24 protein-coding genes are annotated in these 24,983 nt (G+C 37.5%); 7 read left to right on the top strand and 17 right to left on the bottom strand.

The features are described from left to right. Positions 1-35: 35 nt before the first annotated feature. Positions 36-1,343 (bottom strand): sensor histidine kinase, encoded by a 1,308-nt coding sequence (locus OB69_RS06175; RefSeq protein WP_245620788.1) that lies wholly within the window; start codon positions 1,341-1,343, stop codon positions 36-38. A 31-nt stretch (positions 1,344-1,374) separates the two neighbouring features. After that, a complete protein-coding gene (locus OB69_RS06170; RefSeq protein ID WP_053222833.1) occupies positions 1,375-2,751 on the bottom strand; it encodes a sigma-54-dependent transcriptional regulator in 1,377 nt (458 codons plus the stop codon). Positions 2,752-3,337: 586 nt separating this feature from the next. Here OB69_RS06170 and OB69_RS06165 point away from each other — a divergent pair. From OB69_RS06165 to OB69_RS18570, 3 genes are all read left to right on the top strand, one after another. Then, the gene (locus tag OB69_RS06165; protein WP_071387054.1) at positions 3,338-4,591 is read left to right on the top strand and encodes an efflux RND transporter periplasmic adaptor subunit; all 1,254 of its coding nucleotides are present in this window, start codon (positions 3,338-3,340) and stop codon (positions 4,589-4,591) included. Positions 4,592-4,629: 38 nt separating this feature from the next. Beyond that, positions 4,630-5,343: an ABC transporter ATP-binding protein gene (locus OB69_RS06160; RefSeq protein ID WP_053222831.1), complete on the top strand. Its 714-nt coding sequence runs from the start codon at positions 4,630-4,632 to the stop codon at positions 5,341-5,343. Positions 5,344-5,456: 113 nt separating this feature from the next. Further along, entirely contained in the window at positions 5,457-6,794 is a 1,338-nt protein-coding gene (locus OB69_RS18570; protein WP_053222830.1) for a TolC family protein, read from the top strand. On the opposite strand, the gene OB69_RS06150 is transcribed toward OB69_RS18570, so the two are convergent. The 4 genes from OB69_RS06150 to rsfS form a co-directional block, all read right to left on the bottom strand. Beyond that, positions 6,791-7,594, bottom strand: coding sequence for a hypothetical protein (locus OB69_RS06150; RefSeq protein WP_157608498.1), 804 nt, complete (start codon positions 7,592-7,594; stop codon positions 6,791-6,793). The genes OB69_RS18570 and OB69_RS06150 overlap by 4 nt on opposite strands. Then, positions 7,584-8,345: a UDP-2,3-diacylglucosamine diphosphatase gene (locus OB69_RS06145; protein WP_053222828.1), complete on the bottom strand. Its 762-nt coding sequence runs from the start codon at positions 8,343-8,345 to the stop codon at positions 7,584-7,586. Before OB69_RS06145 ends, OB69_RS06150 begins: the two co-directional genes overlap by 11 nt. 94 nt (positions 8,346-8,439) lie before the next feature. After that, positions 8,440-10,515, bottom strand: a complete 2,076-nt coding sequence (ftsH, locus tag OB69_RS06140) for an ATP-dependent zinc metalloprotease FtsH (protein ID WP_053222827.1) — start codon at positions 10,513-10,515, stop codon at positions 8,440-8,442. Positions 10,516-10,585: 70 nt separating this feature from the next. Next, complete coding sequence (gene rsfS, locus OB69_RS06135; protein WP_053222826.1) at positions 10,586-10,933, bottom strand: ribosome silencing factor; 348 nt, start codon at positions 10,931-10,933, stop codon at positions 10,586-10,588. Between rsfS and OB69_RS06130 the strand changes: the two genes are divergently transcribed. Both OB69_RS06130 and ahcY read left to right on the top strand, forming a co-directional pair. Further along, positions 10,818-11,747: a biotin--[acetyl-CoA-carboxylase] ligase gene (locus OB69_RS06130; protein WP_316931876.1), complete on the top strand. Its 930-nt coding sequence runs from the start codon at positions 10,818-10,820 to the stop codon at positions 11,745-11,747. The two genes, rsfS and OB69_RS06130, sit on opposite strands and share 116 nt — an antisense overlap. Positions 11,748-11,811: 64 nt before the next feature. Continuing rightward, positions 11,812-13,119, top strand: a complete 1,308-nt coding sequence (gene ahcY / locus OB69_RS06125; RefSeq protein WP_053222976.1) for an adenosylhomocysteinase — start codon at positions 11,812-11,814, stop codon at positions 13,117-13,119. 152 nt (positions 13,120-13,271) lie between these two features. Here the strand turns inward: ahcY and OB69_RS06120 are convergent, their stop codons facing one another. Both OB69_RS06120 and OB69_RS06115 read right to left on the bottom strand, forming a co-directional pair. Further along, positions 13,272-14,921: an ArnT family glycosyltransferase gene (locus OB69_RS06120; RefSeq protein ID WP_053222824.1), complete on the bottom strand. Its 1,650-nt coding sequence runs from the start codon at positions 14,919-14,921 to the stop codon at positions 13,272-13,274. Next, a complete protein-coding gene (locus OB69_RS06115) occupies positions 14,918-15,688 on the bottom strand; it encodes a glycosyltransferase family 2 protein (protein WP_053222823.1) in 771 nt (256 codons plus the stop codon). Before OB69_RS06115 ends, OB69_RS06120 begins: the two co-directional genes overlap by 4 nt. A gap of 114 nt (positions 15,689-15,802) precedes the next feature. Between OB69_RS06115 and OB69_RS06110 the strand changes: the two genes are divergently transcribed. Both OB69_RS06110 and OB69_RS06105 read left to right on the top strand, forming a co-directional pair. Next, a complete protein-coding gene (locus OB69_RS06110) occupies positions 15,803-16,642 on the top strand; it encodes an FkbM family methyltransferase (RefSeq protein ID WP_053222822.1) in 840 nt (279 codons plus the stop codon). Between the two features lies 1 nt (position 16,643). Beyond that, on the top strand, positions 16,644-17,207 hold the full coding sequence (locus tag OB69_RS06105; RefSeq protein ID WP_053222821.1) for a DUF3109 family protein: 564 nt from the start codon (positions 16,644-16,646) through the stop codon (positions 17,205-17,207). 14 nt (positions 17,208-17,221) lie between these two features. Here OB69_RS06105 and OB69_RS06100 read toward each other — a convergent pair whose 3' ends face one another. From OB69_RS06100 to OB69_RS06060, 9 genes are all read right to left on the bottom strand, one after another. Further along, a complete protein-coding gene (locus tag OB69_RS06100; protein WP_053222820.1) occupies positions 17,222-17,962 on the bottom strand; it encodes a class I SAM-dependent methyltransferase in 741 nt (246 codons plus the stop codon). A gap of 17 nt (positions 17,963-17,979) precedes the next feature. Continuing rightward, entirely contained in the window at positions 17,980-18,936 is a 957-nt protein-coding gene (locus OB69_RS06095) for a glycosyltransferase family 2 protein (RefSeq protein ID WP_053222819.1), read from the bottom strand. 4 nt (positions 18,937-18,940) lie between these two features. Continuing rightward, on the bottom strand, positions 18,941-20,236 hold the full coding sequence (locus OB69_RS06090) for a glycosyltransferase family 87 protein (RefSeq protein ID WP_082338097.1): 1,296 nt from the start codon (positions 20,234-20,236) through the stop codon (positions 18,941-18,943). Positions 20,237-20,464: 228 nt separating this feature from the next. Continuing rightward, positions 20,465-21,811 carry an acetyl-CoA carboxylase biotin carboxylase subunit gene (gene accC / locus OB69_RS06085; protein ID WP_053222817.1) on the bottom strand — a complete coding sequence of 449 codons (1,347 nt, stop codon included), beginning with the start codon at positions 21,809-21,811 and terminating at the stop codon, positions 20,465-20,467. 65 nt (positions 21,812-21,876) lie between these two features. Beyond that, positions 21,877-22,347, bottom strand: a complete 471-nt coding sequence (accB, locus tag OB69_RS06080; protein WP_053222816.1) for an acetyl-CoA carboxylase biotin carboxyl carrier protein — start codon at positions 22,345-22,347, stop codon at positions 21,877-21,879. A gap of 30 nt (positions 22,348-22,377) precedes the next feature. Further along, entirely contained in the window at positions 22,378-22,941 is a 564-nt protein-coding gene (efp, locus tag OB69_RS06075; protein WP_053222815.1) for an elongation factor P, read from the bottom strand. 52 nt (positions 22,942-22,993) lie between these two features. Next, complete coding sequence (locus OB69_RS06070) at positions 22,994-23,992, bottom strand: beta-ketoacyl-ACP synthase III (RefSeq protein WP_053222814.1); 999 nt, start codon at positions 23,990-23,992, stop codon at positions 22,994-22,996. A gap of 187 nt (positions 23,993-24,179) precedes the next feature. Then, entirely contained in the window at positions 24,180-24,371 is a 192-nt protein-coding gene (rpmF, locus tag OB69_RS06065; RefSeq protein ID WP_053222813.1) for a 50S ribosomal protein L32, read from the bottom strand. Between the two features lie 24 nt (positions 24,372-24,395). Then, on the bottom strand, positions 24,396-24,950 hold the full coding sequence (locus OB69_RS06060) for a YceD family protein (RefSeq protein ID WP_053222812.1): 555 nt from the start codon (positions 24,948-24,950) through the stop codon (positions 24,396-24,398). Positions 24,951-24,983 lie beyond the last annotated feature (33 nt).

Raw genomic sequence — 24,983 nt, 5'->3', positions numbered from 1 at the left:
AATATTTTCGGAAGATAGTCGATTTAGCCAAAAATTTAAAATCTAAGGGTAAATTCAGTGCCCTCATTCATAACAGATTTTACTGTAATACCGCCTCCGTGTTTTCTCATGATTTGTTTCGATAAACTTAGGCCAATTCCCGATCCTTGTTTTTTAGTAGTAAAGAAAGGAATAAAGATTTTACTCAATGCCTCTTCGTCAATACCGCAACCATTATCTCTAATTACAATGGTAGGTCGGTTATATTCATTAACAAAAGCACGAACCATAATATGCTTTTCATTGGTGGTTTCTTCTAAGGCATGTACCGCATTCTGAAGAATATTGATCAACACCTGATCTATTAATTCTTTATCTATACTAAAGGCTAAGTTAACAGGCTCAATGCTAAAACTGATTTTGATGTTTTTTGCAGCCAATTCATGATTAAACAATACTTGAATATGCTCTAAAACTTTGGCTACGCTTTCAGTAGCCACTTTTGGCTGAGGTATTTTGGTTAGGTTTCTGAAGTCAGAAACAAACCGTATCAAGCCTTGGCTTCTTCTTTCTATGGTTTGAACCGCCAAATAGATGTCTTCTAATTCGTCTTTTTCTATAGGAACATCATCTTCGATATTGTCCACCAAATTGTCTTTTACCGTTGCTGCTAAAGAAGAAAGTGGAGTTACAGAGTTCATAATTTCGTGTGTCAAAACCCTTATTAGGTTTTGCCAAGCGTCCATTTCTTTTTCCTCCAGTTCAGATTGAATGTTTTGTACCGAAACAAGTTTGAATTCTTCGCCTCTAAGTACGAGTTCAATCACATAAATTGAGAGCTGAATGTGAGTTCCGTCTTGTGTAAATTCTATGAGGTCGCTTCCACCCGTTTTTAACTTAACCAAAGATTCAACCAACTTGGGGCTTACCTTACTCAGTTCAAAAATATTTTGGATGGCTTCAACTCCAATCAGTTTTTTAGCAGAGCTATTAATAATTTGAATGTCTCCTTTTTTATTGAAAGTGATAAGGCCAATCCCTACATGTTGAACTATGGTTCTGAAGTAGTGATAGTTAGCCTCTTTGTCTGCCCTAATTTCTCTAAACTTCTTAATTACATTGTTAAATTCTTGATACAACTGATCAACCGAAGCCGAGTGGCCTTCGGTGGGGTATGTAGCAGTAAAATCATCGTATTTTATCGAGTTAAGAAAGCCAGAAATTTCGCGATTTGTTTTTTCAATAGCGCGAATAAGCAAATAGACCTGAACAACAATTGCTAGGCTCACAAAGAATATATTGACCTGATTTTGCGACCCATAGATTAAATTGGCCAGTAACAAAGCACTGGCCGTAAGTAGCATAACTCGGGCTATGATGTTAAATCTTAGATTCTTAAAGCCCATGTTTTTCTAATCTGCGATAAAGCGAAGCTCTTGTAAGCCCTAGCTCTTTGGCGGCCTTCGAAATATTGCCTGAATGTTTGTTTACTGCTTTTAGAATAACATTCTTCTCCACTTCATCAAGATTGAAGTTTTCCGCAGTTTCATTTCCTGAGTCTTGTTTTTGAACCAAGAAAAAGAAGTCATCTGGCATTAGCGTATTGCCCTCGCTCATAATAATGGCCCTTTCAATGGCGTGCTGTAGCTCGCGAATGTTGCCTGGCCATGAATATTTCTGAAGCTTTTTCATGGTAGAGGAAGCTACTTTCTTTCTGTCCTTGCGGTATTTATCGCAATACACTTTAACAAAATGTTCCGTAAGAAGAATAATATCGTCCTGTCTTTCACGAAGCGGTGGCAGATGCACCTCTACGGTGTTGATTCTATAAAGTAAATCCTGGCGGAAAGTATTTTCATGAACCATATCATAAAGTGGCATATTGGTAGCGCAAATCAAACGGATGTCGATCGGCATTGACTTATTCGAACCAATCTTTGTTACCTCTCTGCGTTGAATTGCAGTAAGGAGTTTTGATTGAAGTGGTAGGCTTAAGTTTCCGATTTCATCTAAAAATAAAGACCCACCATTGGCTACCTCAAAACGGCCCACTCTGTCTTCTTTGGCGTCTGTAAATGCTCCTTTTTTATGTCCAAAGAGCTCACTTTCAAAAAGGGTTTCGGTAATGGCGCCCATGTCGACTCCCACAAATACATTGTCTTTTCGTAGTGATCGTTGATGTAGGGCTCGCGCTACAAGTTCTTTACCTGTTCCGTTTTCTCCCAAAATCAAAACATTGGCATCTGTACCAGCTACTTTGTCTATAATGGAAAAGACATTTTTCATGGCCGGGCTATTGCCAATAATGTCTTTGAAAGGCTTACTTATTTCGTCTTCAAGTTGTTTTTTAGCACTCTTTAGTTTGTCTACTTCAGCATAAGAGCGTTTTAATTTAACCGCTGTAGATAATGTAGCAATGAGTTTTTCATTCTGCCAAGGCTTTAATACAAAGTCGGTAGCCCCTTCTTTCAGTGCCTTTACGGCCATTTCTACATCACCAAATGCGGTAATTAATACAACGACTGCCGAGGGATCTGCATCTAATATTTGCTCCAGCCAATAATAGCCTTCTTTTCCACTAGTAATGTCTTTACTGAAATTCATGTCCAGCAGAATGACATCATAAGTGCCGTTGTTCATCAAGAAAGGAATCTTCTTAGGATTCTTTTCAATTATAACTTCTTTGGCGTGTTTTTTAAGTAGGAGTTTGGCGGCAATGAGTACATCCTCATCGTCATCTATGATTAATATTTTACCGAGTTCGTTATCCACTAGTGTCTAATTTAAATGTATTTGCCTTCTTTACTGCCTATAATAGTGCCAACTAATAATGCGGTGGCTGAGGCTACTTTTTAGGTTATTACGTGTCCGTTATCGTGCTAAAAATGTACTGAATTCGGACAGTATAAAGCTAGTAAGATTTTGCTTTTAAACTAAAGCATTTGATAAAACGCTTTTTCGGAAGCTTGTAGGTTGATTTTCTGGCGCTTAGCACACCGCTTAAACTAAATTTATGTAGTGATATAAATTATTGGGGTGTTGGCGTTGTGAAATTGATTTATGTGTCATATATTGCACTCGTTGTTTTGAATTAATTTAAACGTTAATTCAGATATTTTGAGTTTTTGACCTTTGGGCTCGATTCTGACCAAATCGAGCCTTTTTTTATGCCCAATCCTCTGGGTTCAATAATTTCAAAACTGTTCGATTCCGACCAAGCCTTGTTCTAATATTGTACACCTTCCAGAATACTTGAATCTGTTAAATGTTGTTAATCTATTGTGAGTCAGTAGGTTGAGTTTGTGGCATCTTTGTTGGTAAAAACTGGCCGGATAAGAAAACATCACTCAAAATGGCAATGGACAGAAAGATTAAAAAGAAGGTATGGACCGCAAAAAGAATTTTTACAATACTGGGTATTACTGGGGTTGTCGCCCTAATTGCCTATGTATTCATTTTTGCGGATAAATCCTCCAAACTCAATGTTGAGTTAGACAAAATTAATGTAGCTGAAGTAACAGAAGGTGCATTTCAAGAATTTATTCCTGTTGAGGGCACGGTCAACCCGAAAACAACCATATACCTTGATGCAATAGTAGGAGGTAATGTAGCAGAGAAATTTTTAGATGGAGGTGTTGAAGTAGAGGAAGGCGACACTATTCTGCGGTTGGAAAATAATAGTCTCCAAATGCAATATGTTCAAGAGCAAACACAAACTAACCGCCTAAGAAACGATATAGAAAACACGAACCTTAGTCTTCAACAAAGACTGTTTCAGTCGAAATCGGCTATCATCAATTTAGACTTTGATATTGACCAAGCAAAAGATGCTTACACAAGGAATAAGCAACTTTGGGAGGATAAGGTTATTTCAGAACAAGAGTATTTGAATTCCAAAAGGATGTACGATAGGCTTATGGCCCGAAGAGTAAATGAGATTGAATCAGCGAAATTTGACTCTATTACAGCTGTAAATACTATTGCTCAGAATCGAGAGAGACTGGCTAATTCAAATGTAAGTTTGAAGATGGTTGAGAACAATCTTAATAATTTATGGGTGACGGCAAGAATCACGGGTTTGCTTTCAACAGTAAACCCAGAGATTGGTCAGACTGTCAGCCCTGGTCAGAATATAGCTCAAATCGATGATTTGGATGGCTTTAAGATTGTAGCTCGCGTAGATCAGCATTATTTAGATAGAGTATACTTGGGGCTTAAAGGTAATTTCGATTTTGGTGGCTCAAATTACGGTTTAGTAATTCGTAAAATTTTCCCCGAAATTAACAGTGGCCAGTTTAACGTAGAAATGATGTTCGAAGGCGAAGTACCTGAAAATATTAGAAGAGGGCAGACAGTGCCTATTAAGCTTCAATTGAGTGAGGAACGCAAAGCAGTTATGATACCTCGTGGAGCATTCTTCCAAACTACTGGTGGCAATTGGATTTTTGTAGTAGATCCGTCAGGAGAGTTTGCTGTTAGAAGAAAAATCAAAATTGGTAATCAGAATTTAAGACAGTACGAGGTGCTTGAGGGATTAGATGTTGGAGAGCGCGTAATTACCTCGTCTTACGATGGTTATGAAGATAAAGACAAGCTGATAATCAAAAAATAGTATAAATTAATTCACAACAACCTTTAACTTTTATTAAAATGGAAAACAGTAAAAATCTTATTACCACTAAAGGTCTAAAAAAATTCTATTACACCGATGAAGTAGAAACTACGGCATTGGGTAATGTAAACCTTGAAATCAAAGAAGGCGAATTCGTAGCCGTAATGGGCCCCTCTGGATGTGGTAAGTCTACACTTTTGAACATCATTGGTTTATTAGATAATCCTTCTGAAGGAGAGTTTTACTTCTATGATGAAGAAGTTTCTAAATACTCAGAGAGACAGAGAGCAGAATTGAGAAAAAGAAACATTGGTTTCGTTTTCCAAAGCTTTAACCTTATCGATGAGCTAACTGTATTTGAAAACGTAGAGCTTCCTTTGATCTACTTAAAATACCCTGCCGCAGATCGTAAAAAGCGCGTTGAAGAAGTGCTTGAACAAATGCAAATCATGCACAGAAAAGATCACTTTCCTCAGCAATTATCAGGTGGTCAGCAACAAAGGGTAGCAGTAGCTAGGGCGGTTGTAGCTAAGCCAAACCTAATTCTTGCGGATGAGCCTACTGGTAACTTGGATTCTACTAACGGTCAGGAAGTAATGACGCTTTTAACAAACCTTAATGAAAACGGAACTACCGTGATAATGGTAACTCACTCTGCAACTGACGCAGAATATGCCCATAGAGTAATTAATCTCTTTGATGGTCAGATTGTTTCTGAGAACATCAATTCGAAAGAAAACTCTCTAGTTTAAAATATAACTCAAAGTGTCTGAAAGGGCTCCGGATTTTTCCGGAGCCTAATTAAAAACACGCTTTAAGGCAGCGTGCATGGTCAATAATGCCTTGTGGATAGAAAACTCGAACAATGAAAAAATTACTTTACACCCTATTTCTGACAGTGTTTCTGATCACTTCGATAAAGGCACAACGTGTACTTACTTTAGATGAATGTATTCAGATTGCGCTAGATAATAACTTAGAGATTAAAAGAGCTCGAAATGAAGCAATAAGTGCTAAGGCAGGTTATACTCAGAGTAAATTTAATTTTTTGCCCGACTTAAGTGCAGGAGCAAGTCATAGGTGGAGCGAGGGTTTATCTTTTGACCAAACTTCCGGAACAAGGGTAAACACCACAACGCTAGGTGGAGGTGCATCCATTGGTGGAGGTGTCACCATTTTTGGGGGATTTAGTAATACGTTGGGTTTGAGCAGAAGTAAACTGTTGTTAGAAGCTAGTGAACAGACTATAGAAAGTAATATTCAAACCATAGAAGGTAATGTTGTAAGTGCTTTTCTTCAGGTTGTATCTACTCAAGAAAACCTAAAAATTGCTAAACAGACTTATGATTTACTGAATGAGCAGTTGGATAGAGAAGAGAAAAGGCAGAAGGCAGGAGTAGGAGATATGGAACGAGTTTATAACTTCCGCTCACAAGTAGCACAACAGAATTTGAGGGTGGTAGAGTTGAATAATCAACTTCAATCTGGGGAATTAGTTTTAATTCAATTGCTTCTATTAGAGCCATCTGAGGAATTCACCTTTCAAGGAATTTCTGCGGAAGATGCTGAGCTGGAAGCCGAGATTGCTAATTTTTCTGAAGTGTCTGAAAAGTCGTTAGAAAATTCACCTGCCATTAAGGCTTCGGAACTTAATCTAGAGGCGACTAAGAAATCTTATAAGATTGCCCAATATGCATGGATGCCGAGACTAACTGCGTCTGCAAGTTATGGCTCTGGTTGGTCTTCTAACTTGAGAAATCAAGATGGAAGTGTAGTAGATTTGTCAACTCAAATGGAGAATAACGTGAATAAAGGAGCGAGCTTAAACTTAAATATTCCTCTATTCACAAATTTCCAAAATAGAACCAGAGTTCAGCAAACTAAAATTCAGGTATTGAACTCTGAAATTGGTGTTCAACAAGCAAAAAATAATTTGATTAACCAGGTGCAAAGAGCATATCTAGATTTGATAAATGCTAAAACTTCATATGCCGCAGCTAAAGAGAGCTTAGTGAATTTACAGTTAGCCTTTGAGTTTGCTAAAAGCCGTTACGAGAATGGTACTATAGATTTTGTCACCTATTTAACTAGCTTGAATGGAAAGAATAACGGAGAACTACAGCTTGTTCAAGCCAAATATACTATTCTATTCCGCCAGTTAATTTTAGATATTTATACTGGTGAGATGAATAATCAGAACTAGTTTAACTCAAAAATATCGAGGGTTTCCTTTTTGAAAAGAAATACTCGCTTGTTTTCCATTAAAACAAAAGTGTAAGAGGGGTCAGGCAAACTGACCTCTTTTTTTTGTTTGGTATAAATATCAAAATAAATCACCTTTCCGTTTTGAATACTTATTAAAGAAGAGTCTTTAAAGCTGAAAAAGCTGATATTGAAGAGAGGAAGCGTTTCTAAATAATTTCCAATATTATCGAAAACTAGAATTCCATTTTTGCTGTCGCTGATAAAGACTAGATTTTGATATTCTCTTATATAAGTGAAATCGTGCGTGTTGTTTTTTAGTATGAGGTTTAAGTTAGTTTCAGAGATTGCCTCATTGCTATTAATGTCTATTTTTTTTAAACTCAGTTGTTGACCGTCTAATGCCCAAATATTATTATCAGTAGCAATTGTAGAAAGACTTAGGTTACTGGTTACTTGCTGATTACCAAAAGTGTATCGTTCAGATTCACCGAGGAATCTATTGAAAAAAGAGTATTCTTGAAAATCCTTATAGAAGGCAAAAACCCTTAGCCCTTGCCAAGCTTCTATGATGCGAGGAGTTGACTTCTTTGTAGGAGAATAGTGCGCTTGAAGCTCTCCGTTTGAGTCGTACTTGTCTATTGCTCCGTTGAGAGATGACACATAAATGTTTCCCTGTCGATCGATAGAGATTTGGTGCGCAGGGTTATTTAGCTTTATAGATTCTAATCTCTTCCAGTCTTGAGCAAATGACGTTAGCTGACAAATGATCAATATGAATAGTGTGAGTCTAAGCTTCAAAAGTATTGAGATAGAAGTTTTGGCCATCAAACTCTCCATATGTGTAGTTGTTGATCCATTCCCCCAAGTTAACATATCTACTGTTTTCTCCCACTTTTAAATCGAGTGGTAAATGTCTATGTCCGAATAGATATAAATCTCTGTGCTTTTGGTTTTCTTTCTTTTTGGCGTATGTCCAAAGCCATTCATCTTCTCCTAAGAACTCTTGCTCTTTTTCATGCCCTTGTGCTCTACTTTTTCGAGACCAATAATTGGCCAGCCCAATCCCGAAATTGGGGTGAAGCCTGTGAAAGCACCATTGAAAGAAGGGGTTAGTAAATATCTTCTTCAGTGATTTATAACCTTTGTCATGAGGGCCGAGTCCATCACCATGCCCAATAAGCATTGAATAGTTGTTGATGATGACATCAATTGGAGCCTTAATGACTTTGGCGTTGAGTTCTTGTTCTAAATAACCAAACATCCATAAATCATGGTTGCCAGTAAAGATAATAAGTTCAATTCCTCTATCACTCAGTTCAGCCAATTTGCCCATAAACCGTGTAAAACCCTTTGGCACCACTGTATTGTATTCGAACCAAAAGTCGAAAAGGTCGCCAACTAAAAATATGGTCTGAGCGTCTTTCGAAACCATATCCAGCCATCTGACAATTTTCCGCTCTCTTTCTAAGCTCTTTTCAAATGAAGGAACCCCTAAGTGGAAATCTGATGCGAAGTAAGCTTTTTTACCTGAGGCTAATTTGATGTTCATGGCTACGTTAGTGCAATGTCAAAATTGCAAAGTATTCACAAATAAAAAAATCAGGCACTATTGGCCTGATTTCAATTTTACTTTTTACGAAGGGTTACTTGTTTTCTTCTGTACTAGAAGTGTCATCTATATTGTCTGAATCAGCATCTACTACATCGCTAGCTTTTTCTGTATCTGGAGCTAGCTTTTCTTTATCCTGACCATTAGGCGAGGTATAGGCAGCGTAAGTTGTTTGCTTTTCAAATGGCCTCTTACCAATTAGTCCTTCCAAATCAGATTGGAATATGATTTCCTTTTCGAGCAATTTCTGAGCTATAATTTCAAGTTTGTCTTTCTTCTCTGTCAATAATTTAATTGCACGCTGATAAGCCTCGTCAATGATCTTCTTAACCTCTTCATCGATTGTCTTCGCGGTAGCGTCAGAATAAGGTTTGTTAAAATTGTATTCTGATTGTTTAGAATCGTAGTAAGAAATATGTCCGATTTTCTCGTTCATTCCATAAACAGTAACAATACTGTATGCTACTTTAGTTACTCGCTCTAAATCGCTTAACGCTCCAGTAGATATTTTTCCGAAAATGATTTCTTCTGCTGCTCTACCGCCTAAAGTCATACACATTTCGTCCATAAGCTGTTCTGTCTGATACAAAAACTGTTCTTTCGGTAGGTATTGGGCATAACCTAATGCGGCAACACCTCTTGGTACAATACTTACTTTAACCAACGGATCGGCATGTTCTAAGAACCAACCAGCCACTGCATGACCCGCTTCGTGGTAAGCCACAATTTTCTTTTCTTCAGGAGAGATGAGCTTATTTTTCTTTTCTAAACCTCCAATCACACGGTCAATCGCATGTTGGAAATCGTCCATATCAACCGCTTTTTTGTCTCTTCGCGCGGCAATTAAAGCGGCTTCGTTACAAACATTAGCTATTTCTGCTCCCGCAAAACCTGGCGTTTGCGCTGCTAATTTTTTAGCATCAATGTCTTTATCCATTTTTATTGGAGCCAAGTGCACCTTAAAGATGGCTTCTCTGCCTACCAAATCTGGCTTATCAATACTGATTTGTCTGTCGAAACGTCCTGGTCTTAAAAGTGCTTGATCGAGCACATCAGGTCGGTTTGTAGCGGCTAGAATAATTACTCCTGAATCGGTAGCAAAACCATCCATTTCAACCAATAGCGAGTTTAATGTATTTTCTCTCTCATCATTAGACCCAGGCATTTGCCCTTTGCCTCTTGAGCGACCAATAGCGTCTATCTCATCAATAAACACAATACAAGGTGCTTTTTCTTTCGCTTGTTTGAAAAGGTCTCTTACTCTAGCAGCTCCAACTCCTACGAACATTTCAACAAAATCAGAACCTGAAAGTGAGAAGAAAGGTACACCGGCTTCACCAGCTACGGCCTTCGCTAACAAAGTTTTACCAGTTCCTGGAGGGCCTACAAGTAGTGCTCCTTTAGGGATTTTACCACCCAGTTTGGTGAATTTTGAAGGGTTTCGAAGGAATTCTACAATTTCTTGCACCTCTTCTTTGGCTTCATCTAAACCGGCAACATTGCCAAAAGTGATTTTCACTTTATTTTCAGCATCAAATAATGCAGCCCTTGATTTGCCGATATTAAATATTTGACCTCCAGGGCCAGAGTTACCTGTCATTCTTCTCATCATTAACCAGAAGAATAATATAATGATGATTAAGAAGCCATAGGAGCCAAGAATCTCAATAAAAGTAGTTTTTTCTTCAAACTGGATTCTAACAATTTCCTCTTCTGGAATTTTCTCTTTTTCAACAAAAGACAAATAATCATCTTTAAAATCTTCTGCAGATAAGATGTTTTGAATGATATAATGAGGGCCTTGATTGCCAAAACTGAAGAAATCTTGGTTCTCTAATTCAGTTTTATACTTAGCATTTTGAAGAGCTTCGTTTTTTAAAGTAACCTCAACCTTTTTTTGATTAGTAATCACTACAACGCTTTGAATGTCATTGCTTTTAACCATATCCTCAAAGCGCTTCATCGTAATGATAACGCCTGTGCTCTGGTTGCTGAAAATAGAGATTGAGAATACAAGAATAATCAAGGAAATGAATATCCATACTTGATTATTGGGCTTTTTGCCTCCTGCTTTTGGAAGGATGTTCTTCTTTCTTGGACTATCTGGCATTTTTATTTTTTATAAAATTTAAATCTTTCTTTAAACGCGGAGTAACACATAAAGTTAAAGAACTTTTGAGTTATCCGATGGAGGTTACCTTGGCATCTCCCCAAAGGTCTTCAAGGGCATAAAAGTCTCTTTTATCACGCTTGAATATATGCACTACATTGCTAACATAATCGAGCAGAATCCACTCTCTGTTGGTAAATCCCTCTTTTCTCCATGGGCGTTCGCCTTGAGCCTCTTTAACCTCTTTTTCAACAGATTCGGCTATGGCTTGTAACTGGGTATCAGAGTTGCCTGAGCAAATAATGAAAAAATCGCTAATCGAACCTTTTACATCACGTAAGTCAAGAACCTTAATGTCCTCTGCCTTACGCTCTTCCATTCCCTTTATAATAATCTGGCTCAGTTCTTCTGAAGTCATTCAGTTTTTTGTGTCTAAATTGTTATTTATTTGTAGTCAAAACTACGAAAATCTGTTGTACAAAATCCTTGCTAAAACTTTATTTCTAGGGAAAGAAGTAATTTACATGCCAAGTTGTCATTCAACGAATGATATTGCCTTGCAAATGCTAAAGAAACCTGACACTCGAGAGGGGCTAGTTATTATTGCTGGTCATCAAACTTCGGGGCGGGGGCAGAGAGGTAATAACTGGAAATCTGACCCAGATTCTAATCTTACATTAAGTGTTATTTTAAAGCCTAATTTCCTTCAAGCCTCAGATCAATTCTATTTGAATATGGTTGCCTCATTAGCTGTGCAGAGGACGATACAAGGCGGTGTAGATGGGCAAGATGTAAAAGTGAAGTGGCCCAATGATGTGCTTCTAAGGGAGAAGAAAGTAGCTGGAATCTTAATAGAAAATACATTGCAAAAGAACTCAATTCAATGGGCAGTTTTGGGCATTGGAGTAAATGTTAATCAAAAGAGTTTTGGCTTAGAAAAAGCAACTTCTATGTCTCAAGCTGTAAATAAGCTGTTTGATTTATCTATTCTTTTTGAAAAACTGATTGAGTCAATAGAATACTATTATTTAAGATTAAAATCGGGAAAACGAGAAGAATTAAGAGAAGAGTATCTGCAACACCTTTTTGGTTTTCAGCAATTCAGAAATTATAGAACGGAGTACGTTTTTAGTGGTAAAATAATAGATGTGGCAGAAACAGGTAAGTTGATTATGGAAACTACAAAGGGTGTGCAGTCCTTTGATTTTAAGGAGGTTGAATTTTTGTATTGAGTACTGGCTTATTTTGAACTTTCTAAATACAAGCAGTATCTTTGCAGCGCAAATAAAAAACGATATGTTAGAAACAGGACTAGATTACAAAGTAAAAGATATTTCCCTGAGTGACTGGGGTAGAAAAGAAATTGGATTAGCCGAGGCCGAAATGCCTGGTTTAATGTCTTTAAGAGAAGAGTTTGGTGCATCACAGCCATTGAAAGGAGCTAGAATCGCAGGTTGTCTTCATATGACAATTCAAACTGCGGTTTTGATTGAAACCTTAACGGCTCTTGGTGCCGAAGTAAGCTGGTCTTCTTGTAATATTTTCTCAACTCAAGATCATGCAGCAGCAGCAATTGCTAAAGCTGGAATTCCTGTTTTTGCTTGGAAAGGTATGAACGATGAAGAATTCGATTGGTGTATCGAACAAACTTTGTTTGCGTTTGAAGGTGGCAAGCCTCTAAATATGATTCTTGACGATGGTGGTGATTTGACCAACATGGTTTTAGATAGATACCCAGAATTGGTAAAAGACATCAAAGGTCTTTCTGAAGAAACAACTACGGGTGTTCACAGGCTTTACGAAAGAATGAAAAAAGGCACATTGCCAATGCCTGCCATTAATGTGAATGACTCTGTTACAAAATCTAAATTCGATAACAAATACGGATGTAAGGAATCATTAGTAGACGCAATCAGACGTGCTACTGATGTAATGCTTGCAGGTAAGGTTGCTGTTGTGGCTGGTTACGGTGACGTAGGAAAAGGTTCTGCTGCTTCTTTGAGTGGCGCTGGCGTTAGAGTAATTGTTACCGAAATTGATCCGATATGTGCTCTTCAAGCAGCAATGGACGGTTATGAAGTTCAAAAAATGGAGAATGCTATTCCTAGAGCTAATATTGTGGTAACAGCAACGGGTAATTATAATATTATTCAAGGCAAGCATTTCGAAGCCATGAAGGATAAAACCATTGTTTGTAACATTGGCCACTTCGATAATGAAATTGATATGGCTTGGTTAAATAAGAACCATGGTAATAGCAAAATAGAGATCAAACCTCAGGTTGACTTGTACAATATCAACGGTAACGATGTAATCGTTTTGGCCGAAGGTCGTTTGGTAAATCTAGGTTGTGCTACTGGTCACCCTTCGTTTGTAATGTCTAATTCATTCACGAACCAAACTTTAGCTCAGTTGGAGCTATGGACTAATTCAGACGCATATGAAAATGCAGTGTATACATTGCCTAAGCATTTAGATGAGAAAGTGGCCAAACTTCACCTTGCTAAAATTGGAGTAGAATTAGAAGAGCTTACTCCAGAACAAGCAGAATATATTGGTGTAACTGTTGAAGGCCCTTACAAGCCAGAGCATTATAGGTATTAATTGATATTTGAATTCATTTGAAAGGCTGTGCAGTATTTGGCTGTGCAGCCTTTTTTATTTGTACTGTGAAGACTTATAAGTGGTTAGTTTTGAACTCACTATAAGGTGATAAGCCCTAAAATGACCTACACCTAATGGTTACAGATGTTTGCTCAACGTTTGTAGATAAGAATGTAGGAGGCGAACTTCTCTTCATTACCATTCAACGCATCATTTACCGCTAAAATATATTTGAAGAACTGAGATTCGGATGCAAAGTTATAAATCAGTCCTTCCCAAATAACCTCGTATTTAAAATCTAATTTGTTCAGGTGTTTTTTTGGAAGGAGGGCCAGAGTTTCTTTATTCTTGGCGTATTCATTAATCATTTCAGGACTATAATCGCGAATTGCTTGTCTTTTAGTGTAATAGGGTAGGTTATGGATGAGCCAGGAATTTAAAAGCAATGGTGTGCTTTGATCAATATTGTACTTGTCAATTACAATATGGCCTATTTGATCATATGGTCTTAACTTTTCCATTCTTGGTAAAAAGGAACTGAATATCAAAACGAAGCCAAGCATACCCCAGAAAGGTAGCAGTTTACTTAACTCTAATATTCCTATTCTCTTAGCTGATATAATTGATAAAACTACTATTAAGAAAGGGGCTAAGAGAGAAAAAAGAGATAGATCGAGTATGAAGATGAGATAAACGGTTCCAACAATTAAAAGCGCAGACATAGTTAAATTGATGGCTTTTAGCCCAATATGCTTGCTCTTTGTATCAAGAAACATAGGCACAATCATAAGTGCCAGAGCTGGGTGCGCTTGGATAATATAGGTGGGTATCTTTCCCTTTGAAATGGTGAAAATGATAAGCATGACGAGCACCCAAGCTATTGGGAATAGCACTTGCCTTAGGCTCTCTCGGTTCTTAATCCAATAGAATATCGAATAGAAAAACGTCAAAGAATAGGGCACAATACTCCAGCTGATGACGCCAATGTAAAAGAATGGCTTCATTCCATTTGACTTCTTCTCTAAAGCCCTGCCAAATGTTTCGCGATAATAGATTTCCCAAAAGTTTTGTCCATCCTTTATGTACATGAAAATAACCCAGCTAAGGCCAATTACAACCACAATCAATAAACCTAAAGGTAATTTGAGAAAGACTACATCTCTCCATAGTTGTTTCCATTTGCCCCAATCTTTGAGTAAGAGATACAAACCAATTATTCCGCCTATAACTATTATGTATGGGAATCCTTTTGTAAGAACAGTTAGCCCTAAGGCGATATAGCTACCCATAAGGTATAAGTTAGAGCGTTTTTCAAAGCCCTTGTAAAACCAATACATAGTTAGGGTGAAGAAGAATGTAAGGGGTATTTCAGGAGAAGCGTATTGTTTTACAGCTAATAACTGTAGGCCAAACGCCATGATAATGAGCGCATAAAACCCACCTTTTTGACCATACATTTCTTTACCAAGCAAGAAAGTTAGCCAAATGGCGCCTAGCGCCATAATAACAATGGGCAACCTAATGCTGAATTCATTTAATCCGAAAATTGAACTGCTTATGGCTATTGCCCAGTAGGTGAGAGGGGGTTTGTTATACCTTGGTTCATAATTATATTTAATATCTAGGAAGTTGCCACTTTCGAACATCTCTCTTACAGATTCAGCGTAAAAGCTTTCATTTGGAGTCCAAATGTCATTTACATAGAAATTGAAAAAATAGAGCATGGAAATCACCACCATCAAGAAAATAACTTGTTGCTTATGATTAGCCTGTAAAGTGTTGAGGTTAGTGAATTTTTTCATTCAATTGATTTACCCTTATGTATGAGTTTTAGGTACATATATTTAAGAAAGGTATAATAGCTTGCTGTTTTGCAAATAATTAAACCTTCAAAGCCGTCTTTAAAACCTCCTCTTAAAATGTAACTGTTAAAGAATCTAAAGGCGGGGCTAAAGATGAGTTTGAAGTTACTTGGCTTTTTACCCAGAGTATGCATGGCAATTGCAGCTTGTTTTGCATATTTGGCCGATCTATTAATATGATCTTCGTAGCTGGTGTAAGAGTAGTGCAGTAAGTCACCCTCAATGTGTCGGGTTCTAGATTCTGAATCCATAAACACAGAAGGGTGGGGGTCAAGCCCTAGCCATTTTCCTTTTCGCCTATCATAAAGCCTAAGTTTTGCATCGGGATACCAGCCAGAATGCCTTATCCATTTGCCGCAATAGTTAGTGAATCGGTTGAAAATGTATCCGTCATAAGCCCAGTTATTTTTAACCAACTGGATTGATTTTTTTAATTCTTCAGACAGCTCTTCATCAGCATCTAATTGCAACACGTAGTCAAAACTTGCTGAATCTTGAGCAAAGTTTTTCTGATCTAAAAAACCTTTCCAAGCGTTTTCTATAAACTTAACCTGATGACTAAGAGCAATATCTTTTGTGCGGTCTGTTGAAAATGAATCAACCACAAGAATTTCATCACAGACTTCTTTTAGGGATTCTATACATCTGCCAATGTTTTCTTCCTCGTTGAATGTAATTATAACCCCACTTAATTTTATCTGTTGCATATTCATTAGAAATGCGAAATTAATGATTTGATGTCGAAAGAACAGGTTCATTCTTTTAGATATGAAAGAGATATTCTTTTATTTCTCGTATTTTCGACATTTAAAACTAAGACTATGTTTGGACTGTTCGGAAAAAGTAAACGAAAGAAGGAAATTAAGTCAACTTTCAAGGAGTACGGTTACGAAATTCAGAAATTCAGGATCGATGGATATGGTGAAATTGATTTTGCTAATTGGCTACATCCTTTTAATAGACCCATACATTTAGGGACTTCTGAAGTTAACTTTTATAAGTCCCTGGCTCCTGAAGGCTCCATGATAATTGATATCGGTACTTATACCGGAGATACTACTGTACCTATGGCTCTGGCAGTAGGTAAAAGCGGAATAGTGTTAGGACTTGAGCCTAATCCCTATGTTTATAAAATACTTGAAAAGAACTCAGAACTGAACCCAGATTACACCAATATAGTTCCTCTTCCTTTTGCTGCTACTGAAGAAGATGGAGAATATGTATTTAACTATTCAGATGCATCTTTTTGCAATGGTGGTTTTCTCTCTCAAATCAAAAATCGAAAGCATAAGCACAATTATGAATTAAAGGTGCAAGGAAGAAATTTCCAGAAATTTTTAAATGAAAATTATGCAGACCGGTTATCTCAACTATCTCTATTAAAAGTGGATGCAGAGGGTTACGATAAGGACATCCTTAATGGATTAAGCGATCTGATATCTACCTACAGACCGAATATTATGGCGGAATGTTATAAAAGATTAACCAAAGAGGAAAGGGAAGATCTGTATGATGCTATGGCAAAACATAATTACACGGTTTACATGAATGACACTCATTATTTGTCCGATGGCTTTGTAGATACTGCAAAAAGAGTGAAGCTAACGAAGGACACCATGAGTATAAAAAAGCATTTTGAAATAATAGCCATTCCAAATTAATATGATCTTAGTAGACAACGCAGTAATTAGTGACGATATAAAAGAACAGCTCTTTGTATGCGACCTTGAAGCTTGCAAGGGAGCCTGTTGTGTGGAAGGTGATTTAGGAGCTCCGCTTGAGGATCATGAGCTTAAAGAGTTGGAAGATGCTCTTGAAACGGTTAAGCCATACCTGAGTGAAGAGGGTTTGAAGGCGATAGAGAAAGAAGGGCCTTATATTATAGATTTTGAAGGAGATTATTCAACAACCACCATTGGCAATAGAGAATGTGCTTTTTCTATTTACGATGAAAAGGGCATTCTGAAATGTGGAATAGAACAGGCTTATCGCGATGGTAAAACCACTTTCAAAAAACCTATATCCTGCGAACTCTACCCCATCAGAATAACCAAATATGATCATTACGAAGCTCTAAATTATGATCGTTGGTCTATTTGCTCTGCGGCCTGTACTTTAGGTGAAAAGCTTGGTGTGCCGGTTTACAAGTTTCTGAAAGACGCACTTATCCGTAAATACGGAGAAGCTTGGTATAATGAACTATGTAATGAGATTGAAGGGAGTTGAGTTATAAGTTCGGATTAACTTTCAAGCTTCTTGGCGATACAGAAAGTACTTACTCCAAATGGAAAGTTTGTTCTTTTCAATAGCTTGTTCTCAAAGTTGATCAATTTGTAAATTGATTCATTGAACATCGAAGGTTGTGATAAGTCACCGTTAGCGTCTTCTGATTTTGATTTTCTCAGCCTGTTTAAAGTTCTGAAAACAAACACAGGTGTAAAAAGTAAGAAATTCCAATAACTGGCTTTTTGAATCTTAAAGCCCGTTTTCTTTAATTTACTTGTTAACTCAGGCTTTGTATAGCGCCTAAAGTGCATGTTAAATACATCGTGTGCGCTCCATAAAGACATAAACGCTGGCACAAAAACTAGTAGTGTGCCGTTGGGTTTTAGTAAGCTATGCCAGTTGATCAAAGCCTTTTTGTCGTCTTTAAGATGCTCCAAACAATCGGAGGCAATAATAACATCAAACTTTTTGTCTAAAGTTATTTCCTGAGCATCCATTACGAAAGAGTTTTGGATGTTATTTCGCTTACAATTTGCAATTGCTTTCTCGCTAATGTCGATCCCGTATAGATTTTGCCTCTCGAAGCCTTTGTCTATTAACTCGTTTAATAGAATGCCAGAAGAACAGCCAATATCCAGAATGCTAGCATCTCTCGAAGTTTTTTCTAACAGTTGTAAAATGTAGCTTCTTCTAGCCTTAAACCAAAAGTGCTCACTTTCTACATCATGATATGTGATTTCGTAGTCAGATTTCATTCGCGGAGTGTTCTAGGTTAAAGTCTGTGGTTTTTTCTTTCCTTGTCTTTTATTGTTTCTTTAATTATAAACAATGGCCTTTGTTTTACTTGAAAGAAAATTCGAAGGACATATTCACCAATTAAACCTAGCGATAATAATTGAATTCCTCCGAATAGAACTAATACGAACAAGAGGCCAGTAAAACCTTCTGGAACGTTTCCGTAGATTAACTTTTTAGCCACTACATATAGAAAATACCCAATAGAAGACACTATAGTAAGGAGGCCAAGGTTGGTGATCAACTTGATTGGTAGTTCACTAAAGTTGAATACGCCATTAAAAGCGAGTTGAAATAGTTTTCTGAGTGTATATTTTGATTCGCCAGATTGGCGCTCTTCTCTGTTATACTCAACTCCAATTTGTTTAAAACCTAACCAACTACGCATGCCCCGCAGAAACCTGCTTTGTTCGGGCATTTCGTTCATTAAATGCGCTACCCGCGCACTTATAAGAGAGAAATCTCCCGTGTCTAAAGGGATGTGGATGTAAGAAATTTTATCCATCAATCTATAGAATGATTTGTAAGCAAATTTCTTTAAGAAGTTTTCCTTTCGGTTTTTTCTAACGGCATATACGACATCGTAGCCTTGTTTATAATATTCATAAAACTCTCCCAGTAGCTCAGGTGGATCTTGGAGGTCGGCATCAATAATAAAAACAGCTTCGGTAGCAGTAATTTGTTGTAAACCAGCGCTCAAAGCAATTTGATGTCCAAAATTTCTAGAAAGAATTACTGACTGAAAACGCTGATCTTCCATTGCTAAATCAGTCATTAACTCAGCAGTTCTATCGCTACTACCATCATCTACCAAAATAACCTCAATAGTCTTTTCAAATGAATCCATTAAGGTGGTCAACCGACTAATCAGTTTGTCAAATACGTCTTCTTCATTATACAGTGGAATAACAATATTGATGGCTGGAACAAGCATAAGGTTACTGATTTTTTTCTGATTGATTGTTGTGGAGCATTGAAGGCTTTACCTGTGTGTAAGCAACAATTAGAGCTATGATTCCAAAGGTAATTACTTTGTAAAACTGTGTCTGATCGTACCAATACTTACCAATAATGTTAGACGATGTTAAAGTAGTAAGAATGAAATACATGCTCATTGGAATCAAGATTTTCAAAGGTATTCCTTTTAAGCCTCCTTCTGATTTATAGCGCGTGACCATATAATAGGCCACGAAGAACAGAGCCGGTAGTATATAATAAAAGGAATACTTATTCTGTGCTGGAAATACCAATGGAAACGCTAGGCAGATGTAACCAAATTCCCAAAAGGCATGCACGCTTGATTTGCATGCTTTAAAAGGAAGGCTCCTTACAAAGTATAGCGTAAAAAGTATTAAAGCCCCTCTAGCAATATTGGTAAGTATTCCTGCAACCTCATATGACAGAGAAAGAATATTTCTGTTGCCAGTAATTTTATCATCAGGCATCTCGGTGAAATAGGAAAAAATGAACGCAGAAAGGTTATAAATGCCTGTTTTAGTTTCTAAAGTATACTCTTTGTTGGCAGGGTTAATAATGTTGTACCATTCATGAATCAAGAAGTTGTTATAATCAAAACCAACAATGAGAGCGGGTAGGTAGACTAGGAGCACTGTGAAGATTATAGTAAAAACAGGTGTTTTGAAATCCTTTCTATAAATAAAATAACCTATCAGTAGCAAGGGCATTATTTTAGTAACAATAGCAAGGGCTAACATTAGACCAGCCAAAACGGGCTTATTTTTTCTAGACAAGTGTAATGCATACACCGATAGAAAAACGAGTAAAATAGTAGTTTGACCCAACTGGAGGTTTTGTCCCCAAAAACGTATCCCAAGAATTAATGTGAGTATTGCCGTTATTCCGAAAAGCTTAGTGTCTGCCTTTAACTCAGAGAAAAACTCTCTAAATAATAGAATTGATTTATATAGTAAGAATACATTGAAAAAGAGCCAAAGGAAGATGTAAACTTGCTTTGGTAGTAAAGAAACTGGATACAATGCTATACCAAAAATAGGAGCATATCTATATTGAGCATGAGGCGTTACTATTCCATCAGGCTCTGTTTCAACCATATCCTCATCCAAAAATGGATTGGCTTTTTCATCAATCATCACCCTTCCTGCAGCAACATAAATGCGGTAGTCTGCGGCTTGCTGTGTAGTAAAGATCAATGAAATCAAAACCATGATTCCATATATCCATATTTTGGTTTTTAAACTTGATTGTAGGGTCATTACTTGCTTAGCCTTGTGGTTAATTGAATAGATTTCTGTTGAAATGTTAAAAACTCTAATTGAGTATTGTGAATAATACAGCGAAATAGTTTAAAATATTCTTTATGAGCAACCTTTATTATTTTTCTAGCCGTTCATTAGTCTACGAATATCTGGCTAGTAAAAAAAAACAAAAAAAAGTCACTTCTGAAAACAAAAGTGACCTTTGATACTTATATAGTGAATTTGTTATTGCATTCCCGTGAAATCGAAGCCTTCTAAGAAGCTTGTAGTAAACTGGCCTGATTTAAACTTAGGATCGTCCATTAGCTTGATATGGAATGGAATAGTGGTTTTAATACCTTCAATTACATATTCTTCTAAAGCTCTCTTCATTCTTACCAATACTTCTTCACGTGATTGAGCTGTTACAATTAACTTGGCAATCATTGAGTCGTAGTTTGGCGGAATAGTGTAACCAGCGTAAATATGGCTGTCAATTCTTACTCCATGTCCACCTGGGGTGTGTAGGTTTGTGATTTTACCAGGGCTTGGTCTAAAACCGTGCGCAGGATCTTCAGCGTTGATTCTACATTCCATAGCATAGAGTTTTGGGAAGTAGTTTTTGCCAGAAATTTTTTCGCCTGCTGCAACCTTAATCTGTTCTTTGATTAAGTCAAAATCGGTTACCTCTTCTGTAATAGGGTGTTCTACCTGAATACGCGTATTCATTTCCATAAAGTAGAAATCACCATGTTTATCTAACAAGAATTCTACGGTTCCAGCGCCTTCATAACCAATAGATTCAGCTGCTTTAACTGCGGCTGCCCCCATTCTTTCTCTTAGGTCCTGGCTAACGGCAGGAGAAGGGGTTTCTTCTACTAGCTTCTGGTGTCTTCTCTGAATAGAGCAGTCTCTTTCAGAAAGATGACAAGCGCGTCCAGTACTGTCACCTACAATCTGAATTTCAACGTGACGAGGCTCTTCAACAAATTTTTCAAGGTAAAGACCGTCATTACCAAATGCTGCCGCAGATTCCATTCTGGCATCGTCCCAAGCTTTTTGGAATTGAGAATCGTTTTTTACAATTCTCATTCCTCTTCCACCACCGCCAGCGGTAGCTTTTAGAATCACTGGGTATTTAACTTCGTTGGCAATTTTAAGTCCTTCTTCTACAGACTTTAATAAGCCATCGGACCCTGGGATAGTTGGAACACCCGCTTTTTTCATGGTGTCTTTGGCGGTGGCTTTGTCACCCATTTTGTCAATCATTTCAGGGCTTGCTCCAATGAATTTGATGCCGTATTCCTGACAAACCCTTGAAAATTCAGCGTTTTCTGAAAGAAAACCATATCCAGGGTGGATCGCATCTGCATTGGTAATTTCTGCAGCAGAGATGATATGAGGTATTTTAAGATAAGACTGATTAGAAGGTGCTGGGCCAATATTCACGGCCTCATCTGCAAACCTAACATGTAGACTGTCTTTATCGGCCGCAGAGTAAACCGCTACGGTTTTAATGCCCATTTCCTTACATGTTCTGATAATACGAAGGGCAATTTCGCCTCTGTTGGCAATTAATATCTTTTTAAACACTACAATAGATATTTTAGGTTGAGAAATAATTGAGGACTTAAAAATTAAGCCCCTTAACCAAATTTTTACGCAGGATCTACCAAGAATAATGGTTGATCATACTCTACTGGTGATGCATTTTCAACCAATACTTTTACGATGGTGCCAGAAATTTCAGATTCAATTTCGTTGAATAACTTCATGGCTTCTACGATACAAACTTTATCGCCAGCTGATATTGTATCTCCAACATTTACAAATGAAGGGTCTTCAGGCTTTGGTGAGCGATAAAAAGTACCAATCATTGGTGATTTAATTTGAACATACTTGCTCGACTCATCATTTGCTGGAGCGGGTTTAGCTGCTTCTTGAGGAGCTGGAGCCGCGGCTACTGGGGCAGCTGCAACGGGTTGAGGCATAGAAGGTGCAGTAGCAATTACCTTTCCTTCGTTATCTCTTTTTACTTTGATTTTGAACTCTTCAGTTTCAATGTTGACTTCTGCTAAACCTGATTTAGCAATGAAGTCGATCATATTCTTGATTTCTTTAGCATTCATAACAATTCGATTATTTCGTTGAGATGGTGGCTATTTTACACGCTCACCGTATGAATTAGTTCTAGTATCTACTTTAATTTTGTCGTCTTGATTGATGAACAATGGCACTTGAATTTCAGCGCCAGTTTCGAGCGTGGCAGGTTTTGTGGCATTCGTGGCCGTGTCTCCTTTAATGCCAGGCTCGGTGTAAGTTACAACAAGTTCTACATATGCCGGTAACTCTACACTCAAAACAGATTCAGTTTCGGCATGAAAAAGAACGTCTACTTCTTGTCCGTCTTTCATGAGCTGAGGTGCGTTAATCAACTCTTCTGGCACTGCAACTTGTTCAAAAGTTTCTGAGTTCATCAGGTTATAACCGTAGTCATCTTTAAAAAGAAACTGATGAGGCCTTTTTTCAATTCTGGCCGTAACCACTTTTACACCAGCAGTGAAAGTATTGTCCAATACTTTTCCTGTTCTAATGCTTTTTAGTTTTGTTCTTACGAATGCAGGTCCTTTTCCAGGCTTAACATGCTGAAATTCGGTGATTGCGTAAAGGTCGTGATTGTATTCAATTACAAGACCGTTTTTAAAATCTGCTGTACTTGCCATGCGTTTATTTCAAACTAAGTTACAAATATTCAATTTTGATCATTTGGAATTTTTATGATGGGTCGTATGCCCATTTTAAATATATAGCTCCCCAAGTGAACCCACCACCGAATGCGGCTAAAATTAGATTATCACCTTTTTTTAGTTGGCTTTCATAATCCCAAAGGCAAAGAGGAATGGTTCCGCTGGTTGTGTTGCCATATTTGTGGATATTCAACATTACCTTTTCTTCACCAATTTCCATGCGCCTTGCTGTAGCGTCTATAATTCTTTTGTTTGCCTGATGAGGAACTAACCAAGTAACATCTTCTCCTTGTAAGTTGTTTTTGGCCATAATCTCGGCAGAAACATCTGCCATATTAGTAACGGCAAACTTAAAAACTGCAGAACCTTCTTGGTAAACGTAATGCTCACGATTGTCTACGGTTTCATGAGAAGCTGGCTTTCGGCTTCCTCCGGCTTTCATGTGCAAATGCTGGGCTCCCGATCCGTCAGATCGAAGAATGGAGTCCATGATTCCCACGTTTTCTTCAGTAGGCTCTAATAAAACAGCTCCACCACCGTCTCCGAAAATAATACAGGTGGTTCTTTCGCTGTAGTCTATGATAGAAGACATTTTGTCTGCTCCAACTACCACTACTTTCTTGTATTTGCCCGTTTCAATAAACTGGCTACCCGTAGTTACAGCGTAAATAAACCCTGAACAAGCTGCTTGTAAATCATAACTGAATGCATTTTTTGCTCCTATAGCATCTGCAATAATATTTGCAGTGGCCGGAAACATCATGTCGGGGGTAGTGGTGGCGCAGATCAGAAGATCAATTTCAGAAGGATCGGTATTGGTTTTTTTTAGTAAGCCTTTTACAGCTTCTATACCCAAAACAGAGGTTCCTTGACCTTCTCCTTTTAATATTCTTCTTTCCTTAATGCCAGTGCGGGAAGTTATCCATTCGTCAGTAGTGTCTACTATGGTTTCTAACTCTTTGTTGGTTAAAACATAGTTTGGCACCCAACCGTTGACGCCTGAGATTTTAGCTCTGATTTTAGTCATTCAATATTTTATAGAACGGAAAGCTCCATTCTTATTTCTAAATAATTCGCCAATATAAGGGTTCATGCTTCAGATTCAAATAATAGATTGAACGAAACCTTATTTTGGTCAAATGAAGTGTCTATAAATAAATATTGCTCCTGAATGTTGATTCAGGAGCAAATATTCAAGAAGCCAAAAGTTAAACTTAGGCTAAAACTTCTTTTTCCATTACTACTTTACCTTTGAAGTAAAGTTTTCCTTCATGCCAGAAAGCTCTGTGAGGCAAATGCATTTCTCCGGTAGTCGGGCAAATAGCTAAAGCCTTGCCATGCAATTTTTTGTGAGTTCTACCTTTGTCTCTTCTGGTTTTCGAGGTTTTTCTCTTAGGATGCGCCATTTTTCTACAATTTTATAGCTTTCGCTATTCTTTATTTTTCAATTTCTTCAAAGAAGCCCATCGTGGGTCTATTGATTCTTCATTTTCCTGATCTTCATTTTTCTCATCATTATCTTCTTCCGAAGAGTATATCATGAGTACTTCATCTTCATTTTCATCTTCTTCATCTTGTTGAAAACGTGGGTGAAGTTTTTTCATGGGGATTTCAAGTCCTATAAATTCAAACATTATGGATGCTACGTTCAGTTGTTGGGTGTCGCGTGGTATTACCACTACTTCATCCGACAGTTCTTCATACTCGTTTCCGAGTTTGTATATAAACGGCCTTTCCAAGTCTATCGGAAAATCAAACAAATCTAGACTTCTATCACACTCCAGTTCTACAGAACCTTTAATGTGAAAAACAGTCTGAATCATTGTTTCGGACTTGTTCAATGAAATGTTAGCAGTAAGTTTTCCTTTTCTAACTAGATCATTGTCAAATAATTCAAAGAACTTATCATCTAACAGAAATTCAAAATCATGCAGCCCAGTATTGAGCTTAAAGATCTGTATTTCATATTTTCTGATTGGCTTCAATTATTCCCTCTCAAAATCAGGACTGCAAAGGTA

The sequence above is a fragment of the Roseivirga seohaensis subsp. aquiponti genome (assembly GCF_001267955.1).
GTDB lineage: Bacteria > Bacteroidota > Bacteroidia > Cytophagales > Cyclobacteriaceae > Roseivirga > Roseivirga seohaensis.
The sequence above is the reverse complement of the archived record's forward strand: the minus strand, read 5'-3'. Positions and strand labels throughout refer to the sequence as shown.

Coding starts and splice junctions, on each gene's coding strand:
- OB69_RS06175 (WP_245620788.1), bottom strand. CDS start 1,343: ATGCTACTTACGGCCAGTGCTTTGTTACTGGCCAATTTAATCTATGGG.
- OB69_RS06165 (WP_071387054.1), top strand. CDS start 3,338: ATGGACAGAAAGATTAAAAAGAAGGTATGGACCGCAAAAAGAATTTTT.
- OB69_RS06160 (WP_053222831.1), top strand. CDS start 4,630: ATGGAAAACAGTAAAAATCTTATTACCACTAAAGGTCTAAAAAAATTC.
- OB69_RS18570 (WP_053222830.1), top strand. CDS start 5,457: ATGAAAAAATTACTTTACACCCTATTTCTGACAGTGTTTCTGATCACT.
- OB69_RS06145 (WP_053222828.1), bottom strand. CDS start 8,345: ATGAACATCAAATTAGCCTCAGGTAAAAAAGCTTACTTCGCATCAGAT.
- ftsH (WP_053222827.1), bottom strand. CDS start 10,515: ATGCCAGATAGTCCAAGAAAGAAGAACATCCTTCCAAAAGCAGGAGGC.
- OB69_RS06130 (WP_316931876.1), top strand. CDS start 10,818: ATGAAAAAATCGCTAATCGAACCTTTTACATCACGTAAGTCAAGAACC.
- rsfS (WP_053222826.1), bottom strand. CDS start 10,933: ATGACTTCAGAAGAACTGAGCCAGATTATTATAAAGGGAATGGAAGAG.
- ahcY (WP_053222976.1), top strand. CDS start 11,812: ATGTTAGAAACAGGACTAGATTACAAAGTAAAAGATATTTCCCTGAGT.
- OB69_RS06120 (WP_053222824.1), bottom strand. CDS start 14,921: ATGAAAAAATTCACTAACCTCAACACTTTACAGGCTAATCATAAGCAA.
- OB69_RS06115 (WP_053222823.1), bottom strand. CDS start 15,688: ATGCAACAGATAAAATTAAGTGGGGTTATAATTACATTCAACGAGGAA.
- OB69_RS06110 (WP_053222822.1), top strand. CDS start 15,803: ATGTTTGGACTGTTCGGAAAAAGTAAACGAAAGAAGGAAATTAAGTCA.
- OB69_RS06105 (WP_053222821.1), top strand. CDS start 16,644: ATGATCTTAGTAGACAACGCAGTAATTAGTGACGATATAAAAGAACAG.
- OB69_RS06100 (WP_053222820.1), bottom strand. CDS start 17,962: ATGAAATCTGACTACGAAATCACATATCATGATGTAGAAAGTGAGCAC.
- OB69_RS06095 (WP_053222819.1), bottom strand. CDS start 18,936: ATGCTTGTTCCAGCCATCAATATTGTTATTCCACTGTATAATGAAGAA.
- OB69_RS06090 (WP_082338097.1), bottom strand. CDS start 20,236: ATGACCCTACAATCAAGTTTAAAAACCAAAATATGGATATATGGAATC.
- accB (WP_053222816.1), bottom strand. CDS start 22,347: ATGAATGCTAAAGAAATCAAGAATATGATCGACTTCATTGCTAAATCA.
- efp (WP_053222815.1), bottom strand. CDS start 22,941: ATGGCAAGTACAGCAGATTTTAAAAACGGTCTTGTAATTGAATACAAT.
- OB69_RS06070 (WP_053222814.1), bottom strand. CDS start 23,992: ATGACTAAAATCAGAGCTAAAATCTCAGGCGTCAACGGTTGGGTGCCA.
- rpmF (WP_053222813.1), bottom strand. CDS start 24,371: ATGGCGCATCCTAAGAGAAAAACCTCGAAAACCAGAAGAGACAAAGGT.